24 protein-coding genes and 1 pseudogene are annotated in these 21,853 nt (G+C 74.4%); 7 read left to right on the top strand and 18 right to left on the bottom strand.

Features of this window, described 5'->3' with window-relative positions:
• Window positions 1-7: 7 nt before the first annotated feature.
• Both ACFYM6_RS24440 and ACFYM6_RS24435 read right to left on the bottom strand, forming a co-directional pair.
• Entirely contained in the window at window positions 8-637 is a 630-nt protein-coding gene (locus ACFYM6_RS24440; RefSeq protein WP_387279022.1) for an MBL fold metallo-hydrolase, read from the bottom strand.
• Window positions 634-1,722 carry an S-(hydroxymethyl)mycothiol dehydrogenase gene (locus ACFYM6_RS24435; RefSeq protein WP_387279019.1) on the bottom strand — a complete coding sequence of 363 codons (1,089 nt, stop codon included), beginning with the start codon at window positions 1,720-1,722 and terminating at the stop codon, window positions 634-636. Before ACFYM6_RS24435 ends, ACFYM6_RS24440 begins: the two co-directional genes overlap by 4 nt.
• Window positions 1,723-1,872: 150 nt before the next feature.
• Between ACFYM6_RS24435 and ACFYM6_RS24430 the strand changes: the two genes are divergently transcribed.
• A complete protein-coding gene (locus ACFYM6_RS24430; protein ID WP_387279017.1) occupies window positions 1,873-2,292 on the top strand; it encodes a hypothetical protein in 420 nt (139 codons plus the stop codon).
• Between the two features lie 86 nt (window positions 2,293-2,378).
• On the opposite strand, the gene ACFYM6_RS24425 is transcribed toward ACFYM6_RS24430, so the two are convergent.
• From ACFYM6_RS24425 to ACFYM6_RS24415, 3 genes are all read right to left on the bottom strand, one after another.
• Window positions 2,379-3,683, bottom strand: coding sequence for a nitrate/nitrite transporter (locus ACFYM6_RS24425; RefSeq protein ID WP_387279014.1), 1,305 nt, complete (start codon window positions 3,681-3,683; stop codon window positions 2,379-2,381).
• Complete coding sequence (locus ACFYM6_RS24420; RefSeq protein ID WP_387279012.1) at window positions 3,680-4,342, bottom strand: GntR family transcriptional regulator; 663 nt, start codon at window positions 4,340-4,342, stop codon at window positions 3,680-3,682. The genes ACFYM6_RS24425 and ACFYM6_RS24420 overlap by 4 nt, the downstream gene beginning before the upstream one ends.
• A 70-nt stretch (window positions 4,343-4,412) precedes the next feature.
• Window positions 4,413-5,519 (bottom strand): CapA family protein, encoded by a 1,107-nt coding sequence (locus ACFYM6_RS24415; protein ID WP_387279010.1) that lies wholly within the window; start codon window positions 5,517-5,519, stop codon window positions 4,413-4,415.
• 65 nt (window positions 5,520-5,584) lie between these two features.
• Here ACFYM6_RS24415 and ACFYM6_RS24410 point away from each other — a divergent pair, with 65 nt between their 5' ends.
• Window positions 5,585-6,382 carry an inositol monophosphatase family protein gene (locus ACFYM6_RS24410; protein ID WP_387279008.1) on the top strand — a complete coding sequence of 266 codons (798 nt, stop codon included), beginning with the start codon at window positions 5,585-5,587 and terminating at the stop codon, window positions 6,380-6,382.
• A gap of 13 nt (window positions 6,383-6,395) precedes the next feature.
• Here ACFYM6_RS24410 and ACFYM6_RS24405 read toward each other — a convergent pair whose 3' ends face one another.
• Genes ACFYM6_RS24405 through ACFYM6_RS24395 form a run of 3 tightly spaced genes read right to left on the bottom strand, consistent with a single transcriptional unit; the run spans window position 6,396 to window position 9,648 of the window.
• A complete protein-coding gene (locus tag ACFYM6_RS24405; protein WP_387279006.1) occupies window positions 6,396-7,250 on the bottom strand; it encodes an alpha/beta fold hydrolase in 855 nt (284 codons plus the stop codon).
• Entirely contained in the window at window positions 7,247-8,140 is an 894-nt protein-coding gene (locus ACFYM6_RS24400) for an SDR family NAD(P)-dependent oxidoreductase (RefSeq protein WP_387279004.1), read from the bottom strand. Before ACFYM6_RS24400 ends, ACFYM6_RS24405 begins: the two co-directional genes overlap by 4 nt.
• A 14-nt stretch (window positions 8,141-8,154) precedes the next feature.
• Window positions 8,155-9,648 (bottom strand): flavin-containing monooxygenase, encoded by a 1,494-nt coding sequence (locus tag ACFYM6_RS24395; protein WP_387279002.1) that lies wholly within the window; start codon window positions 9,646-9,648, stop codon window positions 8,155-8,157.
• A gap of 99 nt (window positions 9,649-9,747) precedes the next feature.
• Here ACFYM6_RS24395 and ACFYM6_RS24390 point away from each other — a divergent pair.
• A pseudogene (locus ACFYM6_RS24390) lies at window positions 9,748-10,018 on the top strand (TetR/AcrR family transcriptional regulator); the annotation flags it as partial.
• Here the strand turns inward: ACFYM6_RS24390 and ACFYM6_RS24385 are convergent.
• The gene (locus ACFYM6_RS24385) at window positions 10,002-10,457 is read right to left on the bottom strand and encodes a hypothetical protein (protein WP_387279000.1); all 456 of its coding nucleotides are present in this window, start codon (window positions 10,455-10,457) and stop codon (window positions 10,002-10,004) included. The pseudogene ACFYM6_RS24390 and the gene ACFYM6_RS24385 sit on opposite strands and share 17 nt — an antisense overlap.
• A complete protein-coding gene (locus tag ACFYM6_RS24380; protein ID WP_387278998.1) occupies window positions 10,457-10,933 on the bottom strand; it encodes a hypothetical protein in 477 nt (158 codons plus the stop codon). The genes ACFYM6_RS24385 and ACFYM6_RS24380 overlap by 1 nt, the downstream gene beginning before the upstream one ends.
• Window positions 10,934-10,976: 43 nt before the next feature.
• Between ACFYM6_RS24380 and ACFYM6_RS24375 the strand changes: the two genes are divergently transcribed.
• A complete protein-coding gene (locus ACFYM6_RS24375; RefSeq protein ID WP_387278996.1) occupies window positions 10,977-11,969 on the top strand; it encodes a helix-turn-helix transcriptional regulator in 993 nt (330 codons plus the stop codon).
• A gap of 100 nt (window positions 11,970-12,069) precedes the next feature.
• On the opposite strand, the gene ACFYM6_RS24370 is transcribed toward ACFYM6_RS24375, so the two are convergent.
• On the bottom strand, window positions 12,070-13,545 hold the full coding sequence (locus ACFYM6_RS24370; RefSeq protein ID WP_387278994.1) for a PLP-dependent aminotransferase family protein: 1,476 nt from the start codon (window positions 13,543-13,545) through the stop codon (window positions 12,070-12,072).
• Between the two features lie 29 nt (window positions 13,546-13,574).
• Here ACFYM6_RS24370 and ACFYM6_RS24365 point away from each other — a divergent pair, with 29 nt between their 5' ends.
• Together ACFYM6_RS24365 and ACFYM6_RS24360 are read left to right on the top strand one after the other, a co-directional pair.
• Complete coding sequence (locus ACFYM6_RS24365) at window positions 13,575-14,186, top strand: LysE family translocator (protein ID WP_387278992.1); 612 nt, start codon at window positions 13,575-13,577, stop codon at window positions 14,184-14,186.
• A 9-nt stretch (window positions 14,187-14,195) separates the two neighbouring features.
• Window positions 14,196-14,903 carry a B3/4 domain-containing protein gene (locus tag ACFYM6_RS24360; RefSeq protein ID WP_387278990.1) on the top strand — a complete coding sequence of 236 codons (708 nt, stop codon included), beginning with the start codon at window positions 14,196-14,198 and terminating at the stop codon, window positions 14,901-14,903.
• A gap of 43 nt (window positions 14,904-14,946) precedes the next feature.
• On the opposite strand, the gene ACFYM6_RS24355 is transcribed toward ACFYM6_RS24360, so the two are convergent.
• The 4 genes from ACFYM6_RS24355 to ACFYM6_RS24340 all read right to left on the bottom strand — a co-directional run bounded on the left by ACFYM6_RS24355 (window position 14,947) and on the right by ACFYM6_RS24340 (window position 18,127).
• A complete protein-coding gene (locus ACFYM6_RS24355; RefSeq protein ID WP_387278988.1) occupies window positions 14,947-16,215 on the bottom strand; it encodes a hypothetical protein in 1,269 nt (422 codons plus the stop codon).
• Window positions 16,208-16,774, bottom strand: coding sequence for an RNA polymerase sigma factor (locus tag ACFYM6_RS24350; RefSeq protein WP_387278986.1), 567 nt, complete (start codon window positions 16,772-16,774; stop codon window positions 16,208-16,210). Before ACFYM6_RS24350 ends, ACFYM6_RS24355 begins: the two co-directional genes overlap by 8 nt.
• 80 nt (window positions 16,775-16,854) lie before the next feature.
• Window positions 16,855-17,277, bottom strand: coding sequence for a hypothetical protein (locus ACFYM6_RS24345; protein ID WP_387278984.1), 423 nt, complete (start codon window positions 17,275-17,277; stop codon window positions 16,855-16,857).
• A gap of 88 nt (window positions 17,278-17,365) precedes the next feature.
• A complete protein-coding gene (locus ACFYM6_RS24340) occupies window positions 17,366-18,127 on the bottom strand; it encodes a hypothetical protein (RefSeq protein WP_387278982.1) in 762 nt (253 codons plus the stop codon).
• 367 nt (window positions 18,128-18,494) lie between these two features.
• Between ACFYM6_RS24340 and ACFYM6_RS24335 the strand changes: the two genes are divergently transcribed.
• Window positions 18,495-18,923: an archease gene (locus ACFYM6_RS24335; protein WP_387278980.1), complete on the top strand. Its 429-nt coding sequence runs from the start codon at window positions 18,495-18,497 to the stop codon at window positions 18,921-18,923.
• A 22-nt stretch (window positions 18,924-18,945) separates the two neighbouring features.
• Here the strand turns inward: ACFYM6_RS24335 and ACFYM6_RS24330 are convergent, their stop codons facing one another.
• The 3 genes from ACFYM6_RS24330 to ACFYM6_RS24320 all read right to left on the bottom strand — a co-directional run.
• On the bottom strand, window positions 18,946-20,364 hold the full coding sequence (locus ACFYM6_RS24330; protein WP_387278978.1) for an RtcB family protein: 1,419 nt from the start codon (window positions 20,362-20,364) through the stop codon (window positions 18,946-18,948).
• A 161-nt stretch (window positions 20,365-20,525) separates the two neighbouring features.
• Window positions 20,526-21,587 carry an ABC transporter ATP-binding protein gene (locus ACFYM6_RS24325; RefSeq protein WP_387278976.1) on the bottom strand — a complete coding sequence of 354 codons (1,062 nt, stop codon included), beginning with the start codon at window positions 21,585-21,587 and terminating at the stop codon, window positions 20,526-20,528.
• Window positions 21,584-21,853, bottom strand: a 270-nt coding sequence (locus ACFYM6_RS24320) for an oligopeptide/dipeptide ABC transporter ATP-binding protein (RefSeq protein WP_387278974.1), incomplete at its 5' end; no start/stop codon positions are given. The genes ACFYM6_RS24320 and ACFYM6_RS24325, both read right to left, overlap by 4 nt.

Below are 21,853 nucleotides of genomic sequence, written 5' to 3'. Positions count from 1 at the left end.
CGGTGGCTCAGTGGCCCCGGGCGATCCACTCGGCGACGTGCGGTGCCTCGGCGCCGATGGTGGTGTCGTCACCGTGTCCGGTGTGGACCACGGTCCCCGGCGGCAGCGTGAGCAGCCGGGTCCGGATCGAATCGATGATGGTGCCGAAGTCGCTGTAGGAGCGGCCGGTGGCGCCGGGCCCGCCCGCGAAGAGGGTGTCGCCGGTGAAGACGGCGCCGAGGTCGGGGGCGTGCAGGCTGCACGCGCCCGGGCTGTGCCCGGGGGTGTGCAGCACCCGCAGCGTGCTGCCGCCGACCGCCACCGTCTGGCCGTCGGTCAGCTCCCCGTCGGGTGGCGTGTCCGGGTGGACCTGGTCCCAGAGCACCCGGTCGGCGGGGTGCAGCAGCACCGGAGCGCCGGTGACCCGGGCCAGCTCGGGCGCGACCCGGACATGGTCGTCGTGGGCGTGGGTGGCCAGGATGGCGACCACCCGGCGGTCGCCGACGACCTTGCGGATGGCGGCCACGTCGTGCGGGGCGTCGACGACGACGCACTCGACGTCGTCGCCGATCACCCAGACGTTGTTGTCGACGTCGAAGGTCTGCCCGTCGAGGGAGAACGTGCCGGAGGTGACGGTGTGGTCGACGCGGGCGGTCACGGGAAGACCACCACCGAGCGGAGCACGTCGCCGTGGTGCATCCGGGTGAACGCCTCCTCGACCTGGTCGAGGGCGATCTCCTCGGTGACGAACGCGTCCAGGTCGAGGCGGCCCTGCCGGTACAGCTCGGTGAGCATCGGGAAGTCCCGGCTGGGCAGGCAGTCGCCGTACCAGCTGGACTTGAGTGCCCCGCCGCGGCCGAAGACGTCCAGCAGCGGCAGCTCGATCTTCATCTCCGGGGTGGGTACGCCCACCAGCACGACCGTGCCGGCCAGGTCCCGGGCGTAGAAGGCCTGCTTCCAGGTCTCCGGGCGGCCCACCGCGTCGATGACCACGTCGGCGCCGAATCCGCCGGTGGCGGCGCGGATCGCCTCGACCGGGTCGTCCTCCGAGGCGTTGACCGTGTGGGTGGCGCCGAACCTGCGAGCCCAGTCGAGCTTGCGGGAGTCGGTGTCCACCGCGATGATCGTGGTCGCCCCGGCCAGGGCCGCCCCGGCGACCGCCGCGTCGCCGACGCCGCCGCAGCCGATCACCGCGACCGAGTCGCCGCGGGTCACCTGACCGGTGTTCATCGCCGCGCCGAGGCCGGCCATCACGCCGCAGCCGAGCAGACCGACGGCGGCGGGTCGGGCGGCCGGGTCGACCTTGGTGCACTGCCCGGCGTGGACCAGGGTCTTCTCGGCGAACGCGCCGATGCCGAGGGCGGGGGTGAGCTCGGTGCCGTCGGTGAGAGTCATCTTCTGGGCAGCGTTGTGGGTGTTGAAGCAGTACCAGGGGCGGCCCCGGCGGCAGGCCCGGCACACCCCGCAGACCGCCCGCCAGTTGAGCACCACGAAGTCGCCGGGGGCCACCCCGGTTACCCCCGCCCCCACCTGCTCGACCACACCGGCGGCCTCGTGCCCGAGCAGGAACGGGTATTCGTCGGTGATGCCGCCCTCGCGGTAGTGCAGGTCGGTGTGGCACACCCCGCACGACTGGACGCGGACCACCGCCTCGCCCGGCCCCGGGTCGGGCACCACGATCGTGGTGACCTCCACCGGCGCGCCCTTGCGCCGCGACACGACTCCCCGGACTTCCTGGCTCACAGGCCCCTCCTGCGGTCGGTATGCGATCACGTCCCTGGAGCGAACCTACCGCCCGATCACCAGCACCGGCTCGCCGACGCGGGGCGGGTTATCCCGCGCGTCGTGGGGTACGCGGGGGCCCGGGCTTCTCCGGCACTGACGGGAGTGATCATGAAGCTGACGCATGCGCCACTGCGGGTCGCCATCGGCGCGTTCATCCTGAATTCCGGGCTCAGCAAGCGGAGCCTGGAGGGCGAGGCCGCCGCGGGCATGCACGGCATGGCGGTCGGCGCGATCCCGCAGCTGCAGCAGTTCGCGCCGGACCAGTTCGCCAAGCTGCTGTCCCGGGCCGAGCTGGCCCTGGGCGCCGCGCTGCTCGTCCCGTTCGTGCCGTCGTTGCTGGCGGGTGCGGGGCTGACCGCGTTCGGCGCCGGCCTGGTGCAGCTCTACCTGAAGACGCCGGGCATGCGGGAGCAGAACAGCCTGCGACCGACCCAGGCGGGGATCGGCCTGGCCAAGGACGTCTGGCTGGTCGGCGCCGGGCTGACCCTGGTGCTGGACGCGCTGACCCACCGCCGCAAGCACCTCTGAGCCACTCCGCGCGCTCGACGGCCCGTGGGGCGGGAGCCGCGCCGCCGGCGGCAGCCGCGCCGAGGGCGTATCCGGCCGGCCGGCGGTCAGGCGCCGGCCGGCGCGGGCACCGGGGCGGCGGTGCGCTCGGCCGCCTGCCGACGGCGGGTGGCGTTGCGGTAGCGCAGCACCTGCACCGCACCGAGGCCCCACAGCAGGTACTGCACCGCGAACGCCCAACGGAACGCGTCCAGCGGCGGGGTGCCGCGGCCGGCCGGGGTGGCCAGGTCCAGCACCACGCCGACGGCCAGGATCAGCAGGATCGAGGCGACGAACCCGCCGACGTTGACGATCCCGGTGGCGCTGCCAATCCGGTGCACCGGGTTGAAGGTGCGCGCGTAGTCGAAGCCGATCATCGAGCCGGGACCGTTCACCGCCAGGACGACGACGAGGGCCACCAGCAGCCAGTGCGGCGCGCGTCCCGGCCAGGCCAGCACGACCGCCCACACGGCGGCGGTGGCCGCGGTGATAGCGAAGACCACCACCGAGCGGTGGAACGGGTGCCGGGCGCACAGGTGCGCGATCACCGGCCCGCAGATCAGGGTCACCACGGTCATCAGGGTGAGCAGGGACGCCGCCGCAGTGGGCGCGAAGCCCTGGCCCTGGACCAGGAACGGGTAGCCCCAGAGCAGCGCGAAGACCGAGCCGGAGAACTGGGTGACGAAGTGGGCCCACAGGCCGAGGCGGGTGCCCGGCTGGGCCCAGGAGTCAACGAGCTGCCGGCGTACCGTGGCCGGGTCGGTGGCGACGGCCGCGGGGTCGGCGTGCGGGGTGTCCCGGACCGCGACGAGGACCAGCAGCAGCACGGTCGCGCCGAGCGCCGCCGAGGTGAGGAACGCGGGCGTCCAGCCGACGTGGTGCAGCAGCGCCACCAGCGGTACGGCGCCGAGCACCGCGCCGAGCTGCCCGACGGTGCCGGTGAGCTGCACCAGCAGCGGGTTGCGCCGCCCGGGGAACCAGAACGCCACGATCCGCAGCACGCTGATGAAGGTCATCGCGTCGCCGAGCCCGACCAGCACCCGGGCGGCGACGGCGAGCCGGACGTCGGGGGCGAGGGCGAAGCAGAGCTGGCCGGCGGCCATGAGCGCGCCGCCGGCCAGCAGCAGCCGGCGGGAGCCGAACCGGTCGAGGAGCACCCCGACCGGGACCTGCATGGCCGCGTACACGGCGAGCTGGGCGACGGAGAAGGTCGCCAAGGCCGCGGCGTTGATGTGGAAGCGGTCCGCCGCGTCCACCCCGGTGACGCCGAGCGAGCTGCGGTGGAAGACGGCGGTCACGTACGCGGTGACGGCGACCGCGTAGACCAGGGCGGCGGAGCGGCGTGAAGCGACCGTAGGGGCGGCGGCGCTCACCGCAGTGTCCGCAGCACGGTCGCGGCGTTGTCGACGTGCGCGCCGACGGCGTCGAGCCAGGCCTGCATGTCGTCGCCGTCGAGCGCGGCGAGCTGGCCGGCGTGCTCGGCGAGCACCACCTCGGCCCAGCCCGGCGAGAGGCGGAAGCTGGCCTCGCCCATCCGGAGCTGCCGGTCGCGCAGCCGCTGGTACAGCTCGGCGAGGATCTCGTTGCCGGCCGCCTCCACCACGGTGGCGTGGAAGGCCCGGTCTGCGGCCATCAGGGCGGTGACATCGCCGGCGGCGTGCGCCCGCCGCATCTCGTCGAGCCAGCGGGCCAGGTCGGCCCTGATCTCGGCGCGGCGGGGCCAGACCCGCTCGGCGGCGTGCAGCTCGACCAGGCGTCGGGCCTCGATCACGTCGGTGATCTCCCGGGCGGAGACCGGCCGGATCAGCGCGCCGCGCTTCGGGTAGAGGGCGACCAGGCCCTCAGCCTCCAGGCGCAGCAGCGCCTCCCGGACGGGGGTACGGGAGACCCCGGCCGCCTCGGCGATCTCGCCCTCGCTGATCAACTGCCCGCCCGGATAGACCTGTTCCAGGATGGCCCGCTTGAGGTGCCGGTACGCCCGCTCGGCGGCCGAGGGCCCGGCGGTACGCGCCGAGGCGGTGGGATGCGTCATGTATCTATGATGCGTGCCGAGCGCGTGGCAGCCCCCTGCCGCCCCCGCGAACGTGACCCGTCCCACGCGCTCAGTCGGGGCGCAGGGTGATCAGGCCGTCGTCGCCGAGGTTGAACCGGGTCCGGTACGGGGCACCGAGCCCGTCGAGCAGGTCCGCCAGCCAGCGGGCCTCCTCCGGGGCGGCCCGCTGCAGCCGCATCCGCCGCATCCGCACCGGCACCAGCCGCAGCCGGCGCAGCTCGCCGGTCTCCGCGTCGAGCGTGGGCAAGTGCAGCAGCCGCAACTCGGGCCGGTACGACTCCTGCCCGCCGATCCCCTCGTAGTCGTCGATCAGATCGCCGCAGCCGTACAGGACGAGCCGCCCCCGGTACCGCTCGATCGGGCGGGGGTGGTGCGACGAGTGGCCGTGGACCACGTGCACCCCGGCGTCGACCAGGGTGTGCGCGAAGCGGACGTGCTCGTCCGGCACCTCGTGGCCCCAGTTCGACCCCCAGTGCACCGAGACCAGGAGCAGGTCCCCGGGCCGGGCCTCCCGGGCGATCCGCTCGGTGAGCGCCTCGGCCGATCTCGCCGAGGCATCCGGCAGGTACGCCACCCCGGGCTGCCCGCCGGCCGCCGCCCACTGGGGGTACACGCCGCTGGACGGGGTGCCCACCGACCAGACCAGCAGCCGGTGGCCGCCGGTGAGCCGTACCACGGCGGGCCGCCACGCTTCGTCGGCGTCCCGGCCCGCGCCGGCGGTCCGGATGCCCGCCGTGTGCAGGGCCTCGAGGGTGTCGGTCAGCCCGGTGGGGCCGAAGTCGAGGACGTGGTTGTTGGCCAGCGCGCAGACGTCGAGCCGGGCGGCGGTGAGGCAGGCCAGGTTCGCCGGGTGCATCCGGTAGTGGATGCCCTTGCCGGGGGCGTACTCGCCGCGGCCGGTCACCGATGTCTCCAGGTTGACGATCCGGGCGTCCGGGCGCAGCGCGTTCAGCAGTTCCAGCGCCTCGCCCCACGGCCAGTCGGGCGGGGCCGGGCGCGGCACCGGGCCGGCGACGGACTCGGCCAGCTCGACATAGCGGCGGGCGTCGGTGACGGCCGGCTCGCGCAGCGCGGGCGGCCCCGGGTGGGGCAGGATCTGGTCCACCCCCCGGCCGGTCATCACGTCGCCGGCGAGGAAGAGGGTCACCTCGGGCATGGTGGTTGTCTTCCCACCCCGGGCGCTCCCGCACCTGCCGGACGCACCCGTTCTATGCTCCAGCCATGATGATCATGGATCGGGACGTGGCGATCGCCGCCGCGGAGGCGGGGGCCGCCGTCGTGCGGTCCCGGTACGGGGCCACGCTGGCGCGGGTGGAGAAGTCCGGGGGTGACTTCGCCACCGCCGCCGACCTGGAGGCGGAGCAGGCGATCCTCGACGTGCTGCGGGCCGCCCGGCCCGACGACGCGGTGATCGGCGAGGAGAGCGGACGCACCGGGGCTGAGCGCGCCGAACGTACCTGGCTGGTCGACCCGCTCTGCGGCACCCTGAACTATGCGGCGCGGATGCCGCTGGTCGCGGTGAACGTGGCGCTGCGGACCGGCGCGGGCGTCGCGGTGGCCGCCTCGGCCGACCCGTTCGCCGGGGAGCTGTTCTGGACCGACGGCGGCCCCGCCCTGGTACGCCGGGACGGGGTGGACGAGCCGCTCAGCCCGTCGGCCGAGTCCCGGCTGGTGGACGTCAACCTCGACCCGCCGTTTCCGAACGGTCCCGCGTTCCAGGCCGCCCGGCTGCTCGCGCACCCGGAGTTCGGGGCGCGGTTCCGGCCGCGGGTGGTCTCCACGACCCTGGCGGTGGCCTGGGTGGCCGCCGGCCGGCGGGCGGCGTACGTGACCGACGGCCAGTTGGCGGACAGCGTGCACTTCGCCAGCGGGATCGCCCTGTGCCGGGCCGCGGGCTGCGTGGTCACCGGCCTGCGGGGTCAGCCGCTGCACACCGGCGCGGGCGGGCTGCTGGTGGCGGCGGACCAGGACACGCACCGCGCCCTGCTGGCCCTCATCGAGGAGCAGTTCCGGGGCTGAGGCACCGTACGCGTCAGCTGGCGGCGGGGCGCGACCAGAAGTCGGTGACCAGGGCGTGGAACGCCTGCGCCCGCTCGATCTGCGGCATGTGCCCGGTGTCCGGGAACAGGTGGGTCCGCGCCCGCGGCAGTCGGGCCCGGGCCACCGCCAGGTGGTGGGCGGGCAGGATCAGGTCCCGGTCGCCCCAGACCACCAGCACGGGCAGGTCCAGCGCGGCCACCGCGGCAAGCAACTCGGCTCGCCACTGTGGCCGTACGCCCCGCCAGGTGCCCAGGTTGCGGACCAGTTCGAACATCACCTGCGCGGCGTGCGGCTGGCGGGCCACCGCCAGCGCGAGCGCGATCCGCTCCTCGGTGGCGTACGCCGGGTCGTGGAAGATGGCCCGCTCGGTGCGCCGGGCGATCGCCGGGTGCGGGCGCAGCAGCAGCCGGGCCAGCGGGCGCAGGGCGAGCAGCCGCAGCGCGACGGTGACCTCCGGGCCGAAGCCGGCGCTGTTGACCAGCACCAGGCTCGCCGCCCGGGCCGGCTGGTCGGCGGCGAGCCGCATGGCCACCGCCCCGCCGAGGGAGTTGCCCACCAGGTGCGCCGGACCCGTGACCCCGGCGGCGTCCAGGAACTCGGCGACCGCCCGGGCGAGGGCGGGCAGGGTGTGCGGCGCGTCCAGCGGCGCGCTGCCACCGTGGCCGGGCAGGTCGACGCTGATCACCCGGTGGTCGCGCGCCAGCAGTTCGTGCTGGGCGGTGAAGTCCTCCAGGGTGCGCCCGATGCCGTGCAGCAGCACCACGGGCGGGCCGGCACCAGCGATACGGCAGCGGACCGGGCGGCCGGCCACGGTCACGCTGTCGGCGGGCGGCAGGGCGACGGTCACGACGCCGCCTCCGTCTCGGGCGCGACGGCTTCCGGGGCGGGCCGCGGCGCCGGCACCCGGGCGGCCCGCCGATTCATCCCCAGCGCCAGGACCTTCCCGTACGAGGCGGGGGCGAGTCGGGCCAGCAGGTCGGGCAGCTTCGCCGACCAGCCGATCAGGATCCGGCCCCGGCGGCGCTCGACGCCGCGCAGGATCACCTCGGCGGCCTTCGCCGGGTCGATGGAGAGCAGCTTCTCGAACTCCTTCCGGCCGGCCTCGTACTCCTCGCGGGAGACGCCACTGCCCACCCGGGCGCTGGCCGCGATCCGGGTGCGGATGCCGCCCGGGTGCACGGAGGTGACCCCCACCCCATCCTCGACCAGCTCGTGCCGCAGCGCCTCGGTGAAGCCGCGGACGGCGAACTTGCTGGCCGAGTACGCCGCCTGCCCGGCCGGCGCGATCAGCCCGAACAGGCTGGAGATGTTGACCAGGTGGGCGCCCGGCTCCGCCTTGAGCGCGGGCAGCAGCGCGTGGGTCAGCCGGACCACGGCCCGGAAGTTGATCTCGATCACCCAGAGGAACTCCGCCAGGGTGACCTGGTCGAACCGACCGCCCAGCGCGACTCCCGCGTTGTTGATCAGCAGCCGGATCCGGGGATGCCGCCGGCGGAGCTCGGCGGCCACCCGGTCGGTGGCGTCGGCGTCGGCGAGGTCGACGAGGTGGGTGTCGATCCGCCGGTCGGGGTGGGCGGCGCGGATCGCGGCGACCACGGCGTCGAGCCGCTCGGCGTCCCGGTCGAGCAGGACCAGATCGGCGCCGCGCCGGGCCAGCCCGTGCGCCAGGGCCTCGCCGATGCCGCTGGCCGCGCCGGTGACCACCGCGGTACCGCCGGGAAAGACGAAGTCACGCATCGTGCTCCTCTCGGTCAGGCGACGGGCGCGGCCGGCTCGGCGGGGGCGGGCGCACCGGCACGGGAGAATCGGACCCCCTCGTCGGTGAGCCGGCCGTGCCGCATCAGCAGCACGTCCCGGGGATAGTTCTGGTGCAGCCGCCACGGCGCCGTCAGGCCCTGCTTGGGCAGCCGGTCGACGGCGCGCAGCACGTACCCGGACTTCAGGTCGATGAGCGGCACCAGCTCGCCGGAGGCGGGGGCGACCGGGGTGACGACCTGCTGGCCGGTGCCGTCCAGGTGGCGCAGCAGCCGGCAGACGTACGTGGCGACCAGGTCCGCCTTGAGGGTCCAGGAGGCGTTGGTGTAGCCGATGGTCAGGGCGAAGTTCGGCACGCCGGAGAGCATCATGCCCTTGTAGGCGACGGTCTGCGCCAGGTCGACCTCGGTGCCGTCCACGGCGAGGGTCATGCCGCCCAGGGCGAGCAGGTTGAGGCCGGTGGCGGTGACCACGATGTCGGCGGGCAGTTCCGTGCCGGAGGCCAGCCGGATCCCGTGCTCGGTGAAGGTCTCGACGGTGTCGGTGACCACTGCGGCCCGCCCGTCGCTGACCGCGGCGAAGAGGTCCCCGTCGGGCACCACGCAGAGCCGCTGATCCCAGGGGTTGTAGCGGGGCGCGAAGTGGCGGTCGATGTCGTACCCGACCGGCAGCCGACCCTGGGCGGCCCGGCGCAGGAACCTCTTGACCAGGCCGGGGGCGCGCCGGCTGAGCTGGAAGTTGACCACCCCGAGCAGCACGTTCTTCCAGCGCGCCACGGCGTACGCGGCCTTTGTCGGGAGGCGGCGCCGCAGCGCGTCGGCGAGCGGGTCGCGCGACGGCAGCGCGATGACGTACGTGGGTGAGCGCTGGAGCATGGTGACGTGGCCGGCCCGCTCCGCCATGGCCGGGACCAGGGTGACGGCGGTGGCGCCGCTGCCGATCACCACCACCCGCTTGCCGGTGTGGTCGAGGTCCTCGGGCCAGTGCTGCGGGTGCACCAGCCGGCCGGCGTACCGCTCGATCCCGGGGAACTCGGGGGTGTAGCCCTCGTCGTAGCGGTAGTAGCCGGCGCAGGTGAACAGGAACGCGCAGGTGAGGATGACGTCCTCGCCGGTGTCGTCACGGTGGGCGTGCACGGTCCAGCGGGCGGTGCCGCTGTCCCACTCGGCGCGCACCACCCGGTGGTGGAAGCGGATGTGCTCCGGCACGCCGTACTCCCGGGCGGTCTCGCGGACGTACTCCCGGATGGCGTCGCCGTCGGCGATCGCCTTCGGGTTCGTCCACGGCTTGAACGAGTAGCCGAGGGTGTACATGTCGGAGTCGGACCGGATGCCGGGGTAGCGGAACAGGTCCCAGGTGCCGCCGATGGCGCCGCGGGCCTCGAGGACCGCGCAGGTCTTCCCCGGGCAGTTGCGGCGCAGGTGGACGGCGGCGCCGACGCCGGAGAGCCCGGCACCGACGATGAGGACGTCGACGTGGTCGGAAGCCATGGTGTCTCCGGTTCGGGGCGGCAGTGGTCCGGACACTACCCACCAACGGCCGACCGAAGACTGTGAGGGGTTTTACGAGTCGGGGTGGCGCCCAGGTCTGCCGAGGTCCTGGAGCGCTGGGTACGCGCGGTCGAGGCGGCCATCGACGGCGAGCGCCGGCGCGGCGCGGCCCCGGACGGGCTGCCCGCCCGGGACCTCGCCATCGCGCTGAACTCCATGAACGAGCGGGTGTGGTACGCCACCCTTCGCCGGCGACGGGCCGGCGGTGGCCGAGCGGGACGTGGTCGACGTACTGCTGGACGTCTGGCTGACCGCGATTTACCGCACCACCGCTCCCCCGCCGGCCGGACCGGTCAGCCCGTGCGGGTGAACTCCATGATCCAGTTCGTCTCCCAGGTGCGCTCGCCGTCGGTGGAGAACGCCTGCTCCCAGCGGCAGGACGTGGGGGTGATGCCGGACCAGATGAACCGGCAGCGGACCGGCCGGCCCTCGTCGGTGTCGTCGGCGTAGAAGGTGCCGACACCGTCGACGAACCGGCCCACCACCGGCGGCAGTTCGAGGACGCCCCGGCGGCTGTTCATCCAGTAGATCGACCAGAGCCCGGTCGACGGGTCGAGGATCCGCACCGTGGATCCGGAGAAGCCGCGGGTCGGGAAGCGGATCTCGTCGAAGCTGCCCGCGCCGTCGAAGAACCGGTGCGCGACCGTCGTGCCGGGGAACTCGTCCCAGTCTTGGCTGCCGACGTGCCGCTTGTGCAGCCGCCGGCTGGCCACGTCCCAGCTGCCCACAAAGAAGTCGAAGTCGCCCATCAGCGGCCCACCGGCCCCTCGGCCCGGAAGTCGGCCAAGTAACCGGCCAGGTCGGGCCGGTCGGGCGCGAGCAGGTGGCGGACCCAGGCGGCCCGCTCGTGCTCCAGCACGCCCAGTTCCCACACGCACCCCACCCCCGGGCGGTCCAGCGGGACGAAGTGTGCGGGGTCGTCGTCCGGGCAGTCCAGGGCGGGCTGGCCGGCGATCGCGATCCGGCACTCCAGCACGTTGTCGAAGAACCAGCTGTACGCCAGCAGGTAGGCCCCGGTGTCCGCGCCCCGGTGCAGCACCACCCAGCTCGCCGGCGGGGTGCCGCCGTCCGACCCGGGCAGCAGCTTCGGCAGGTACGCGTACGCGGCCTCGATCACGGCCGGTTCGAGCCGGCGGTCCGGCTGGTCGATGTGGTAGCGCTTGACGTGCCGGCCGGCGACCTCGACGGTCCCCGGCACGGTCAGCTCCTTGTCTCGGAATGCCATGCCGGGACGGTAGGACCACTCCGCTGACAGCTACTGTCAGTGGATGCGAGCCAGCCGCCTCCTGTCGATCCTGCTGCTGCTCCAGGCCCACGACCGGCTCACCGCCGCCGAGCTGGCGCGCCGCCTGGAGGTCTCGGTGCGCACCATCTACCGGGACGTCGAGTCGCTGCACGCCGCCGGCATTCCGCTGTACGGCGAGGCCGGCCACGCTGGCGGCTACCGCCTGGTCGACGGCTGGCGGACCCGGCTGACCGGGCTCACCGCGGAGGAGGCCGACCGGCTGCTCTTCGCCGGGCTGCCCGGGCCGGCCGCCGAACTGGGCTACCAGTCGGTGGTGGCCACGCTGCAACTCAAGCTGCGGGCCGCGTTGCCGCCCCCGCTGGCCGACCGGGCGACCCGGCTGCAACAGCGTTTCCACCTGGACACCCCCGGCTGGTATTCCGACGGCGACCCGTCGCCGTACCTCGCGCCGGCGGCCGAGGCGGTGTGGCGGCAGCACCGGATCGAGGTCCGCTACCGCAGTTGGACCGGCGAGGTGACCCGGGTGCTGGAGCCCTACGGCCTGGTGCTCAAGGGCGGTCGCTGGTACGTGGTGGCCGCCCGGCCGGACCGGACCGAGCCGGCGACCTACCGGGTCAACCAGATCCTCGACCTCACCCCGCTCGACGAGCCGTTCGAGCGGCCCGAGTTCGACCTGCCCGGCTGGTGGCGGACGCACGTGGCGGACTTCCGGGCCCGGCTACACCGGGACGAGGCCACCATCCGGCTCTCCCCGCGCGGCCGGGAGCGGCTGCGGGAGATCGCCAGTGACCCGGTGGTCGCCGCGGTGGACGCCAGCGCCGGCCCGCCCGACGCGGCGGGCTGGGTCCGGGCGGTAATCCCGATCGAGTCGCTCACCCACGCCCACGGCGAACTGCTGCGGCTCGGCGCCGAGGTGGAGGTCCTCTCCCCCACCGCCCTGCGCGACCACCTCGCCGCCACCGCCACCGCCCTAACCACCCTCTACCACCCGCCATCCCCCGCCTCACCCAGTTGATCAAGGAGTTTGCGTCGGTGGTGATCACTACGGAGACGCAAACCTCTTGATCAACGGGAGCTTCCCGGCGGGGCGTTCGCGGGAGCGGGTCGGTCGGCGGTCAGGGGAGGTCGCGGAGGGCGGCGGCGACGGTGGCTAGGCCGCGGTCGATGTCGCTGGCGACGTTCGCGGCGTAGCCGAGCACCAGGCCGGGCGCCTGCGGCCGCTGCCCGTGCCAGGACAGCGGCTGCACCTTGACGCCCCGGCGCAGCGCCGCCGCGGCCAGCCCGACGTCGTCGACGTCGCCGTCGAGGGTGACCAGCAGGTGCAGGCCGGCCGCGGCGCCGTGCACGACCGCGCCGGGCAGGTGCGCACGGACCGCCCGGATCATCGCGTCCCGGCGGCGGACGTGCCGGCGGCGCAGCAGCCGCAGGTGCCGCTCCAGCGCGCCGGAGTCCATCAGCTCCGCGAGCACCAGTTGGGGCAGCGCGGCGTTGCCCAGGTCGGCCATCCGCTTGGCCGCCACCAGCGCCGGGTGGTACCGCTGCGGCACCAGCACCCAGCCGATCCGCAGCGCGGGAGCGAGCAGCTTGGAGACGCTGCCGGCGTAGCAGACCTGCTCGGGCAGCATGCCCCGCAGCGCCGGCACCGGCGGGCGGTCGTAGCGGTGCTCGGCGTCGTAGTCGTCCTCGATGACCAGGCCGCCCCGCTGCGCCCAGCGCAGCAGCCGGCGGCGCCGGTCACCGTCGAGCACCACCCCGGTCGGGAACTGGTGCGCCGGGGTGAGCATCACCGCCGGGGCGCCGCTGGCCGCCAGCAGGTCCACCCGCAGCCCGTGCGCGTCGACCGGCACCGGCGGGGTGTCCAGCCGCCAGTTGCGCAGGTGCTGGCGTACGCCGAGGGAACCGGGATCCTCCACGGCGACGGTGTGCACGCCGTCGCCGTGCAGCACCTGGGCGAGCAGGCCGAGCGCCTGGGACACTCCGGCGACGATCACCACCTCGGCCGGGTCGACCCGGATGCCCCGGTTGCGGGCCAGCCAGGTGGCGACCGCGAGCCGCAGCGCGGGGGTTCCGGTCGGATCGCCGTACCCGAAGGCGGCGGGCGCGAGGCGGTGCAGCACCGCCCGTTCCGCGCGCAGCCAGGCCGCCCGGGGAAAGGCCGCCAGATCCGGTACGCCGGGCGTCAGGTCCAGTTCCGCCGGGGCGGTACGCAGGGCGTCGAAGACGTCGGTGTCGGGCTCGCAGGCGAACACCCCGACCCGGGCAGGTGCCGCCGGCGCGCGGGTGACCACCGCGGCGGGGGTGGCCACCACGACGGTGCCGGCCCGGCCCCGTCCCACCACGTGCCCGTCCTCGGTCAACCGTTGGTACGCCTCGGTCACCACGCCCCGGGACACACCCAGCTCGGCGGCGAGCACCCGGCTGGCCGGCAGGCGAGCCCCCACCGGCACCCGGCCGTCGGCGATGGCCGCCCGCAGCCGCCCGGCCAGCCAGTCGGCGCGCCCGCCAGGCGGGGCCTCGCCGACGTCGAGCTGGAGGAAATCGGCGCCGGCCGCTATGGACCCCTCGACTACCGGGGCTTTGGCCCTGTCCATCGGACCATTATGACCGCAGGGTGGACCGCATGAGCATCGCCTTCCTGCTGACCACGCTGGTCGTGGTGGCCACCCCGGGCACCGGAGTGGTCTACACGCTCTCCGCCGGGCTCGCCGCGGGCCGCCGCGCCGGACTCGTCGCCGCCGCCGGCTGCACGGTCAGCCTCGTCCCGCACCTGGCCGCCGCGGTCACCGGCCTGGCCGCTGTGCTCCGCGCCGGCACCCCGGCGTTCCGGGTGGTGACCTGGCTGGGCGTGGCGTACCTGCTCTGGATGGCCTGGTCCGCGCTGCGCGATCGGGGACCACTGCCGCTCGACGACGGCGCCCCGCCCCGCCCGACCGCCCGGCTGATCCTCGACGGGGTGCTGGTGAACCTGCTCAACCCGAAGGTGACCGTGTTCTTCGTGGCATTCCTGCCGCAGTTCGTACCCCCGGACGCGCCCGGGGCGGCGGCCCGGATGCTGGCCTGCGGCACGGTCTTCATGCTGACCACCTTCGTGGTCTTCGCCGGGTACGGCGTGCTGGCCGGCACGCTCCGGCGCCGGGTGCTGGCCCGGCCCCGGCTGACCGCGCTGCTGCGGCGCGGCTTCGCCGGCAGCTTCCTCGCCCTGGGCCTCGGCCTGGCCCTCACCGCCCGATAGGAGTTTCCCGTGCGTTTCCGGCACGATCCGCAGGTCTGGTCGACCTTTCCCGAGCTGGCCTGCGGCGTCCTGCACGTCACCGGCATCACCCCCACCGCCGACGTCGGCCCGTGGCTCACCCGGTACGCCGACGCTGCCCGGGCCCGCCTCGCCGCCGGTCCGGAGAGCGGATTCCCGGAGATCCAGGCGTGGCGGCGGGCCTTCGCCCGGATGGGGCTGGCACCGACCCGCTACCGGTGCGCCGCCGAGTCGCTGCTGCGCCGCTTCCGCCGCGACGGCCGCCTGCCCCGGCTGCACCCGCTGGTCGACCTGGGCAACGCCCTCTCCCTCGGGTACGCCGTGCCGGTGGCCGTCCTCGACGTCGACCGGATCGACGGGGACCTGGCGGTGCGGCCGGCCACCGGCGCGGAGACGTACCTGACCCTCGGCGGGGACGACGAACGCCCCGAGCCGGGCGAGACGGTCTTCGCGGACTCGGCCGGCCGGGCGCACTCCCGCCGCTGGACCCACCGGCAGAGCGGCTGGTCGGCGGTCCGCGAGGACACCACGGAGGTGCTGGTGGTGATCGAGGCGCTGCACGACGGCGGGGCCGAGACGGTGCCCCGGATGCTCGCCGAGCTGGCCTCGGCCGTGGCGGACCGGTGGCGGGCACCGGTCCGGTCGGCGGTGCTGACCGCCGACGCGCCGGTCTTCACGGGGGCGCCGGCGGTCAGCTGAGGGGGCTCCCGGGCGACCGGAGTCGCTGGGGAGCCCCCACCGGTCACAGCGTGGGCGGGTCCAGCCAGCGCCACGTGACGCCGTCGGCGGAGAGCCAGGCACCCGTGCTGTCCGGCCAGCCGGTCTGGACGTACCCGCCGGACACCGGCAGCGGGTCGGCGCCCGGCCCGAGGGGCGCGGGACGCAGCGTCGCGCCGCCGTCGGAACTGTTGAACATCAGGGGGTCCTCGCGGGCGGTGACACCGGCCTGGACCATCAGCACCCCGTCCGGCCGCACCGCCGCTCGGATCGTGCGCTCCCCGACCTTGGCCGTTCCCGTGGTACGCGCCCAGGTGCGGCCGCCGTCCGCGCTGCGCCAGATCACCAGGTCGCCCCGGACCCGGCCGACGGCGTAGGCGGTGCGACCGTCCTGGGTGGCCACTGCCGGTCCGCCGACATCGTCGGAGGCGGTGAGCCCGTCGGGGAACTCGTGCCGCCGCCAGGTTCGGCCGCCGTCCCGGCTGACCTCGACGGCGCTACCGGTCCAGGTCACGCGACCGCCGTCGCCGGCCTTCTCCCCGGTGCGGCCGCTGACCCAGAGGCCGGCGCCGATCGGCGCGCTCGCCACGGTCGCCGCGTTGTGCAGCGTGGACCGGTTGGCGAGCTGCGCGACGTCCCCGGTGGCCGGGTCCACCGCGACCAACGCCTCGCGGTCCGGGCCTGGTTGACGGGCCAGCACCGGCCACCCGGCCGGCAGCGCGTCCACCCGCCGCGCCTCGACCTGTCGCCAGGTGGCCCCGCCGTCGCTGCTGGCGGCCCACCGGGCGTGCGAACTGTCCGGGCTGGACCGGGGCAGATACCAGGCGACCAGGGTGCGGGGTCCCACCACCCGCAGGTCCACCAGAGCGTCGTCCGGCACCGGCAGCGCGCCGGTACGCCAGTGCCGGCCCCCGTCGTCGGTGCCCGCCCAACGGGGCGGGCAGCCGTCGCGGCACTCGTGGTATCGCAGATACACGTGGTTGAGATCACCGGCTCCCGGGCGCCCAGTGGAGAACTGCCGGCCCGGGCCGGGCGTGAGCGTGGGGCCCGGGGTGGGGATGAAGTCCGGGGTGCGGTCCGGGCCGAAGCCGGGAGCCGGCACTGGCGGACGCTCGGGCGCGGGGCGGCCCGCGACGGCGATCCCCGAACCGGTCGCCAACAGGGCCACCACGGCGACGGTGACGATCCGGTGTCGCTGGCGCCGCCGCCGGGCACGCGCGGCCACCTGCTCGAAGTGCGGCTTGAAGCCGGCCTGGGCGGCGACGTTCAGCCCGGCGAAGTCCAGCTCAGGCATGACGGACCTCCCGCTCGGCACAGGTCGGGGAGGTCGTCTGATCGGCGCGGACGTGCTCCGCCGAGTCGCCGGGGCCGGAGTCGCCGAGGTGGTCGGCCAGGGCACGGCGGGCCCGCACCAGGCGGGTCTTCACGGCCTCCACGGAGCAGCCCAGGGCGATCGCCACCTCGCTCACCGGGAGGTCGGCGAGGTGGTGCAGCACCACGGTCTCCCGGGCCTGCCGAGGCAGCCGCTGCAACGCCGCTACCAGGGCGACGTGGTCCGGCGACAGGGCCGGCGCGGTGCGTTGCGCCGGATCGAGCCGCCCGGAGCGGACGATCCGCCCCAGGACCACCCGACGCCGGTGCCGGGACCGGGCGACGTTCAACGCCACGGTCCGCAGCCACGCCTCCGGGTTCTCCACCAGCCGGAAGCGCCCGGGCCGCGCCAGGGCCCGGACGAACGCCTCCTGCACGACGTCCTGCGCCTCCGCGTAGTCGCCGGTCATCGCGTACATCTGGGCCACCAGGCGGGCCGCCGAGGCGGCGTACACCTCGCTGATCTGTTGCTGTGGGTCCACATCGTCCCCTCCCGTGTCGTCGTCGCACCCGGTACGACCGACGAGTGGGCGGCGAGGTGACATCCGGTCGACCGAGGGCGTCAGTCCTCGTCGGGCCAGCGGGGGTCGGGCTCCTCGATCCAGCGGACCCGCCCGGCGTCCGGGCCGAGGATCTCGTCGAACTCGGCCCGGGTGATCTCCCCGTTGCGCAGCCGCCGGACGTTGGCGACGAACCGGACCATGCCCGCGCCCCGGAGATCCGGCTCCGGCGCCAGGCCGCTCGCCGTGGCCAGCGACCGGGCCTCGTCGGCGACCTGGCGCGGGTCGTCGGGGTCGACCGGCTCGCCGTGCAGCTCGCGCAGCGCCACGGCGAGGCGGGCGTCGGCGGCGGGGCTGGTGCCCCAGGACCGGGCGAGGTCGACCGTCCGGCCGAGGGTGTCCTCACCCACCTTCTCGACGCGCAACTCGGCGCGCATCATCCGATGAAAGAGGACGGTCACGGCGTCGGCATCGTCGGCGATCATGTCCGGCACGGTAGCCGGACGGTGCGACAGTCCCGCCGGCCCGCTCACTCCTCGCCGGGCCGCTCAGCCCACGCCGAGCCGGGAGAGGTCATACGGCCACCCCGAGGATCCGTCGGGCGTTTCCGCCGGCCACCGCCGCCACCGCCAGCGGGTCCAGATCGGCGTGGCGCAGGCGCAGCCGGGGCACCACGGCCTCGTGGAACGGGGTACGTGAGCCGTAGAGCAGGCGCTCGACGCCGACCTGCGCGGCCACCGTCTCCAAGGCGTCCGGGGAGTTGAGCAGCCGGGTCGAGGTGTGGAAGCCGGGCTCGTCGCGGGCGACCACGACGAAGTCGCCCAGGTAGTAGAAGTGCGTGTCGAGGAAGACCACGGTCGTGCCGCGCAGGGGCCGCCAGAACCGGCGTACGTCGCCGCCGGCCAGCAGCACCAGTCCGGCTTCGGTGGCGCGTCGGGCGACGTGCCGCACGGACGGGAAGTCCGGCTCCACCCGCTGCTCGTCGGGGAAGAGCCGAACGGCCCGGACGCCCCGCTCGGCGAGCCGGACCACCTCCCGCTCGGCACCCAGCGGGTCCCGCAGGTCCACCGCGCCCACGGGCAGCACGTCCGGCCCGGCGAGGGCGGCCACCTCGTCATTGCCGCTGGGCACGTCGAACAGGGCCGCCCGCAGGCTGGCCACGGCCGCCGCGGCGATGCCGTTGGTGGCGAGCGCCGCACGTACCTGGACCGGGTCGCCATCCGGCCCGGGTCGATCGGCGTACCGGCCGACCAGGACGTCGACGTCGAACGTGACCGGTGGAAGGTCGTCCGCCGCGAACGGCCTCCGGGCGCCCTCCCGCTCGTGGCCGGTCACTGCAGCACCCGGGCCCGGTCCGCGCCGGGCAGGTCGGGACCGTACGGGTCGACGGCGTACCGGGACGGGACGCGTCCCTCGTGGGCCGCGATCCACAGCATGCGCTGCACGTAACCTTCCATCGGTTCGGTGAAGGCGGCGCCGGCGAGGCGGCGACTCGGTCACAGTCATGGCCGCAACCAGGCTAGGGTTGGCGATTCACAGGCGTCAACGCCGCGCCGGCCCGCCCGAAATGGTCCGTTGCCGCGGGTCGGTCGAAGCGCCCGCGCCAGGCGGCCGCCGTCACGTACGGTGGCAGCGGCACCACCGCGCCCGCCGCGACGGCGTACGGCGCGGCGGCCGCGGGCGTCCGGTATGGGAGCGGGAGATGGGCAGACGACCGGCGCGGGGGCACCGGAACGTGCCGCACACCGCCGACGTACGGATCGAGGCGTGGGCGCCCGACCGGGAGGACTGCGTGGCCGAGGCGGTGAGCGCCCTGGTCGACACCTTCGTCGACACCGCCGGCGCGGACGGCACCACCGAGACCGAGTTCTCCGTTCCGCCGGGCAACGACGAGAACATGCTGGTCACCGTCCTCGACGAGGTGATCTTCAGGATGGAGACCGCGGGCGTGTTGCCGCTGGCCACCGACGTACGCCCGACCGACGGCGGCGGGCTGCTGGTGCGGTGGTGGACGGTGGACACCGACGCGGTGGAACTGGTCGGCGCGGTGCCCAAGGCGGTGGCGCTGCACGAGCTGCGCTTCGGCCCGGACCAGGACGGCTGGTCCTGCGCGGTCACGCTGGACGTGTGACCGGCGACCCCTCGGGGTGCGGTCAGCCCTTCGCCACGCCGAGCGGGACGAGCCGGGCGACCCGCCGGCAGAGCCCGGCCCCCTCGGTGGCCTCGATGACGGCGGTGATGTCCTTGTACGCGGTGGGCATCTCCTCGGCCAGTCCCTTCCGGGACTTGCCCCGGACCGCGATGTCCTGCGCCTCCAGCTCGCGGCGCGGATCGTGCCCCCGGACCGCCTTGGTGGCCTGCTTGCGACTCTGCGTCCGGCCGGCGCCGTGGCAGGTGGAGGCGAACGCGGGTGCCCCCGGTGTCCCGACCAGCACGTACGAGTCGGTGCCCATCGACCCGGGGATCAGCACCGGCTGCCCGACCGGGCGCAGGTCCTCCGGCAGGTCCGGGTGCCCCGGCGGCAACGCCCGGGTGGCGCCCTTGCGGTGTACGCAGAGCCGCCGCTGGTCGCCGTCGACGCCGTGGGTCTCGATCTTCGCGAGGTTGTGTGAGACGTCGTACACCAGGTCCAGGTCGCCGCCGGTGATCCGCTGGAACACCTGCCGGGCCGAGTGGTGCAGCAGTTGCCGGTTGGCCCGGGCGTAGTTCGCCGCGGCGGCCATCGCACCGAGATAGGCGCGCCCCTCGTGGGACGACACCGGCGCGCAGGCGAGCTGCCGGTCCGGCACCTGGATGCCGTATCGGGGCATCACCTGCTCCATGGTGTGGATGTAGTCGGTGGCGATCTGGTGCCCCAGCCCCCGCGACCCGCAGTGGATCATCACGCAGACCTGGCCCGTGCGCAGCCCGAATGCGCCGGCCACCGCCTCGTCGTAGACCTCCTCCACGGCCTGCACCTCGAGGAAGTGGTTTCCGGAGCCGAGGCTGCCGACCTGGCCGGCGCCGCGCTCCACCGCCCGGTCGCTCACCTGGGCCGGGTTCGCGTCGCCGACCGCGCCGTAGTCCTCGCAGCGGTCCAGGTCCCGCTGGACGCCGTAGCCGCGTTCGACGGCGTAGCGGGAGCCGCCACGCAGCACCGCGTCGAGCTCGCCCCGGTCGTTCAGGTGCCACACCGCGCCCTTGCCCATGCCGCGCGGGGTGGCCTCCCCCAGGCCGTCCATCAGCGCGTCCAGTCGGGGCCGGAGCTCGTCGCGGTTGAGGTGCGCGGCGAGCAGCCGGACGCCGCAGGAGATGTCGAAGCCCACGCCGCCGGGCGAGACGACCCCGCCCGCCTCGACGTCGGTGGCGGCAACCCCGCCGATCGGGAAGCCGTAGCCCCAGTGGATGTCCGGCATGGCGTACGAGGCGCCGACGATGCCGGGCAGGGTGGCCACGTTCGCCACCTGGTCCAGCGACTTGTCCGCCCGGGCGTCCGGCAGCAGCGACCGGGACGCGAAGATCACCCCCGGGACCCGCATCGGGTCATGCCGGTCGATCCGGAACCGGTACGGCGACTCCTCGACCAGCTCCATGCGGCACGGCTACCCCGCTGCGGGGCGGTTACACCACGCGGCTGTGCGGGTTTCGGTGGTGGGTGGGGCCGACCGTGCCCGGCTTCGGGCGGTCGGGCTTGATCCCTCCGCCGGGTCGACCCCACTCCCGTCGTGGTTCGGCTCGGTCGGTTGGTGGCGGCTCAACCCACCACAGCATCTTTGGTTTCCGACAGTGCTCCGCGTTCGGGGTAGTGGCAGGCGGTGAGCTGCCTGCCGCCGTCGCGGGTGATCAGTGGGGGTTCTTCGGTGGCGCAGTGGTCCTGGGCTTTCCAGCAGCGGGTGCGGAAGCGGCAGCCCGATGGTGGGTTGAGGGGGGTGGGTACGTCTCCGGTGAGGCGGATGCGTCCGGCGGGGCCGAGGGTGGTGACGTCGGGGATGGCGGACAGCAGGGCTCGGGTGTAGGGGTGTTGGGGGTGTTGGTAGATGTCGTTGCGGTCGCCGATTTCGACGATTTTGCCGAGGTACATGACGGCGACGCGGTGGCAGAAGTGGCGGACGACGGCGAGGTCGTGGGCGATGAAGACGAAGGCCAGGTCGAGGTCGCGTTGCAGGTCGCGTAGGAGGTTGATGACCTGGGCCTGGATGGAGACGTCGAGGGCGGAGACGGGTTCGTCGGCGACGATGAGTTTGGGGCGTAGGGCGAGGGCGCGGGCGATGCCGATGCGTTGGCGTTGGCCGCCGGAGAATTCGTGGGGGTAGCGGTTGTAGTGCTCGGGGTTGAGGCCGACGAGTTCGAGCAGCTCTTGGACGCGTTTCTTGATGCCGCCGGGTGGGTTGATGCCGTTGACCTGCAGCGGCATGGCGACGATCCGGCCGACGGTGTGGCGGGGGTTCAGCGAGGCGTAGGGGTCCTGGAAGATGATCTGCAGGTCCTGCCGCAGCGGCCGCAGCTCACCGCGGCGGGCGTGCGTGATGTCCCGACCGGAAAACTCGATCGACCCGGAGGTGGAGTCCAGCAGCCGGACCAGCATCCGCCCGGTGGTGGTCTTGCCGCAGCCCGATTCCCCGACCAGGCCGAGCGTCTCACCCGGGCGGACGTCGAGGTCCACGCCGTCCACCGCCCGCACGAGCGCGCGGCTGCCGAGGGCACCCCGGACGGGGAAGTGCTTGGTCAGGCCGCGCACCCGCAGCAGCGCCTCGGGTGCGCGCGGCTCGGGTTCGCCGACGATGGCGGCCGGCAGCCGGCCGTTGACCGTGCTCATCTCGCCACCCCCACCTGGGCGATCTCGTCGCGGTAGATGCGTTGCCGGGCGGCCTCCGGCAGGTGGCAGGCGACCAGATGCCCCCGCTCGACCACCTGGCGCAGCTCGGGCACGTCGGTGCGGGAACGGTCGCCATTGCGGTCCGCGTAACGGCAGCGCGGGTGGAAGGCACACCCCGAGGGCAGGTTGATCAACGAGGGCGGATTGCCCTTGATCGGCACCAGGTCCGCGTCCGCGTCACCGTGCAACGACGGCACACTCGACAA

It is taken from the genome of Micromonospora sp. NPDC006431, assembly GCF_042870725.1.
Lineage (GTDB): Bacteria > Actinomycetota > Actinomycetes > Mycobacteriales > Micromonosporaceae > Micromonospora.
The sequence above is the reverse complement of the archived record's forward strand: the minus strand, read 5'-3'. Positions and strand labels throughout refer to the sequence as shown.

Coding starts and splice junctions, on each gene's coding strand:
- ACFYM6_RS24410 (WP_387279008.1), top strand. CDS start 5,585: ATGATGATCATGGATCGGGACGTGGCGATCGCCGCCGCGGAGGCGGGG.
- ACFYM6_RS24375 (WP_387278996.1), top strand. CDS start 10,977: ATGCGAGCCAGCCGCCTCCTGTCGATCCTGCTGCTGCTCCAGGCCCAC.
- ACFYM6_RS24420 (WP_387279012.1), bottom strand. CDS start 4,342: ATGACGCATCCCACCGCCTCGGCGCGTACCGCCGGGCCCTCGGCCGCC.
- ACFYM6_RS24400 (WP_387279004.1), bottom strand. CDS start 8,140: ATGCGTGACTTCGTCTTTCCCGGCGGTACCGCGGTGGTCACCGGCGCG.
- ACFYM6_RS24415 (WP_387279010.1), bottom strand. CDS start 5,519: ATGCCCGAGGTGACCCTCTTCCTCGCCGGCGACGTGATGACCGGCCGG.
- ACFYM6_RS24370 (WP_387278994.1), bottom strand. CDS start 13,545: ATGGACAGGGCCAAAGCCCCGGTAGTCGAGGGGTCCATAGCGGCCGGC.
- ACFYM6_RS24430 (WP_387279017.1), top strand. CDS start 1,873: ATGAAGCTGACGCATGCGCCACTGCGGGTCGCCATCGGCGCGTTCATC.
- ACFYM6_RS24330 (WP_387278978.1), bottom strand. CDS start 20,364: ATGGAGCTGGTCGAGGAGTCGCCGTACCGGTTCCGGATCGACCGGCAT.
- ACFYM6_RS24325 (WP_387278976.1), bottom strand. CDS start 21,587: ATGAGCACGGTCAACGGCCGGCTGCCGGCCGCCATCGTCGGCGAACCC.
- ACFYM6_RS24365 (WP_387278992.1), top strand. CDS start 13,575: ATGAGCATCGCCTTCCTGCTGACCACGCTGGTCGTGGTGGCCACCCCG.
- ACFYM6_RS24345 (WP_387278984.1), bottom strand. CDS start 17,277: ATGATCGCCGACGATGCCGACGCCGTGACCGTCCTCTTTCATCGGATG.
- ACFYM6_RS24385 (WP_387279000.1), bottom strand. CDS start 10,457: ATGGGCGACTTCGACTTCTTTGTGGGCAGCTGGGACGTGGCCAGCCGG.
- ACFYM6_RS24335 (WP_387278980.1), top strand. CDS start 18,495: ATGGGCAGACGACCGGCGCGGGGGCACCGGAACGTGCCGCACACCGCC.
- ACFYM6_RS24380 (WP_387278998.1), bottom strand. CDS start 10,933: ATGGCATTCCGAGACAAGGAGCTGACCGTGCCGGGGACCGTCGAGGTC.
- ACFYM6_RS24395 (WP_387279002.1), bottom strand. CDS start 9,648: ATGGCTTCCGACCACGTCGACGTCCTCATCGTCGGTGCCGGGCTCTCC.
- ACFYM6_RS24355 (WP_387278988.1), bottom strand. CDS start 16,215: ATGCCTGAGCTGGACTTCGCCGGGCTGAACGTCGCCGCCCAGGCCGGC.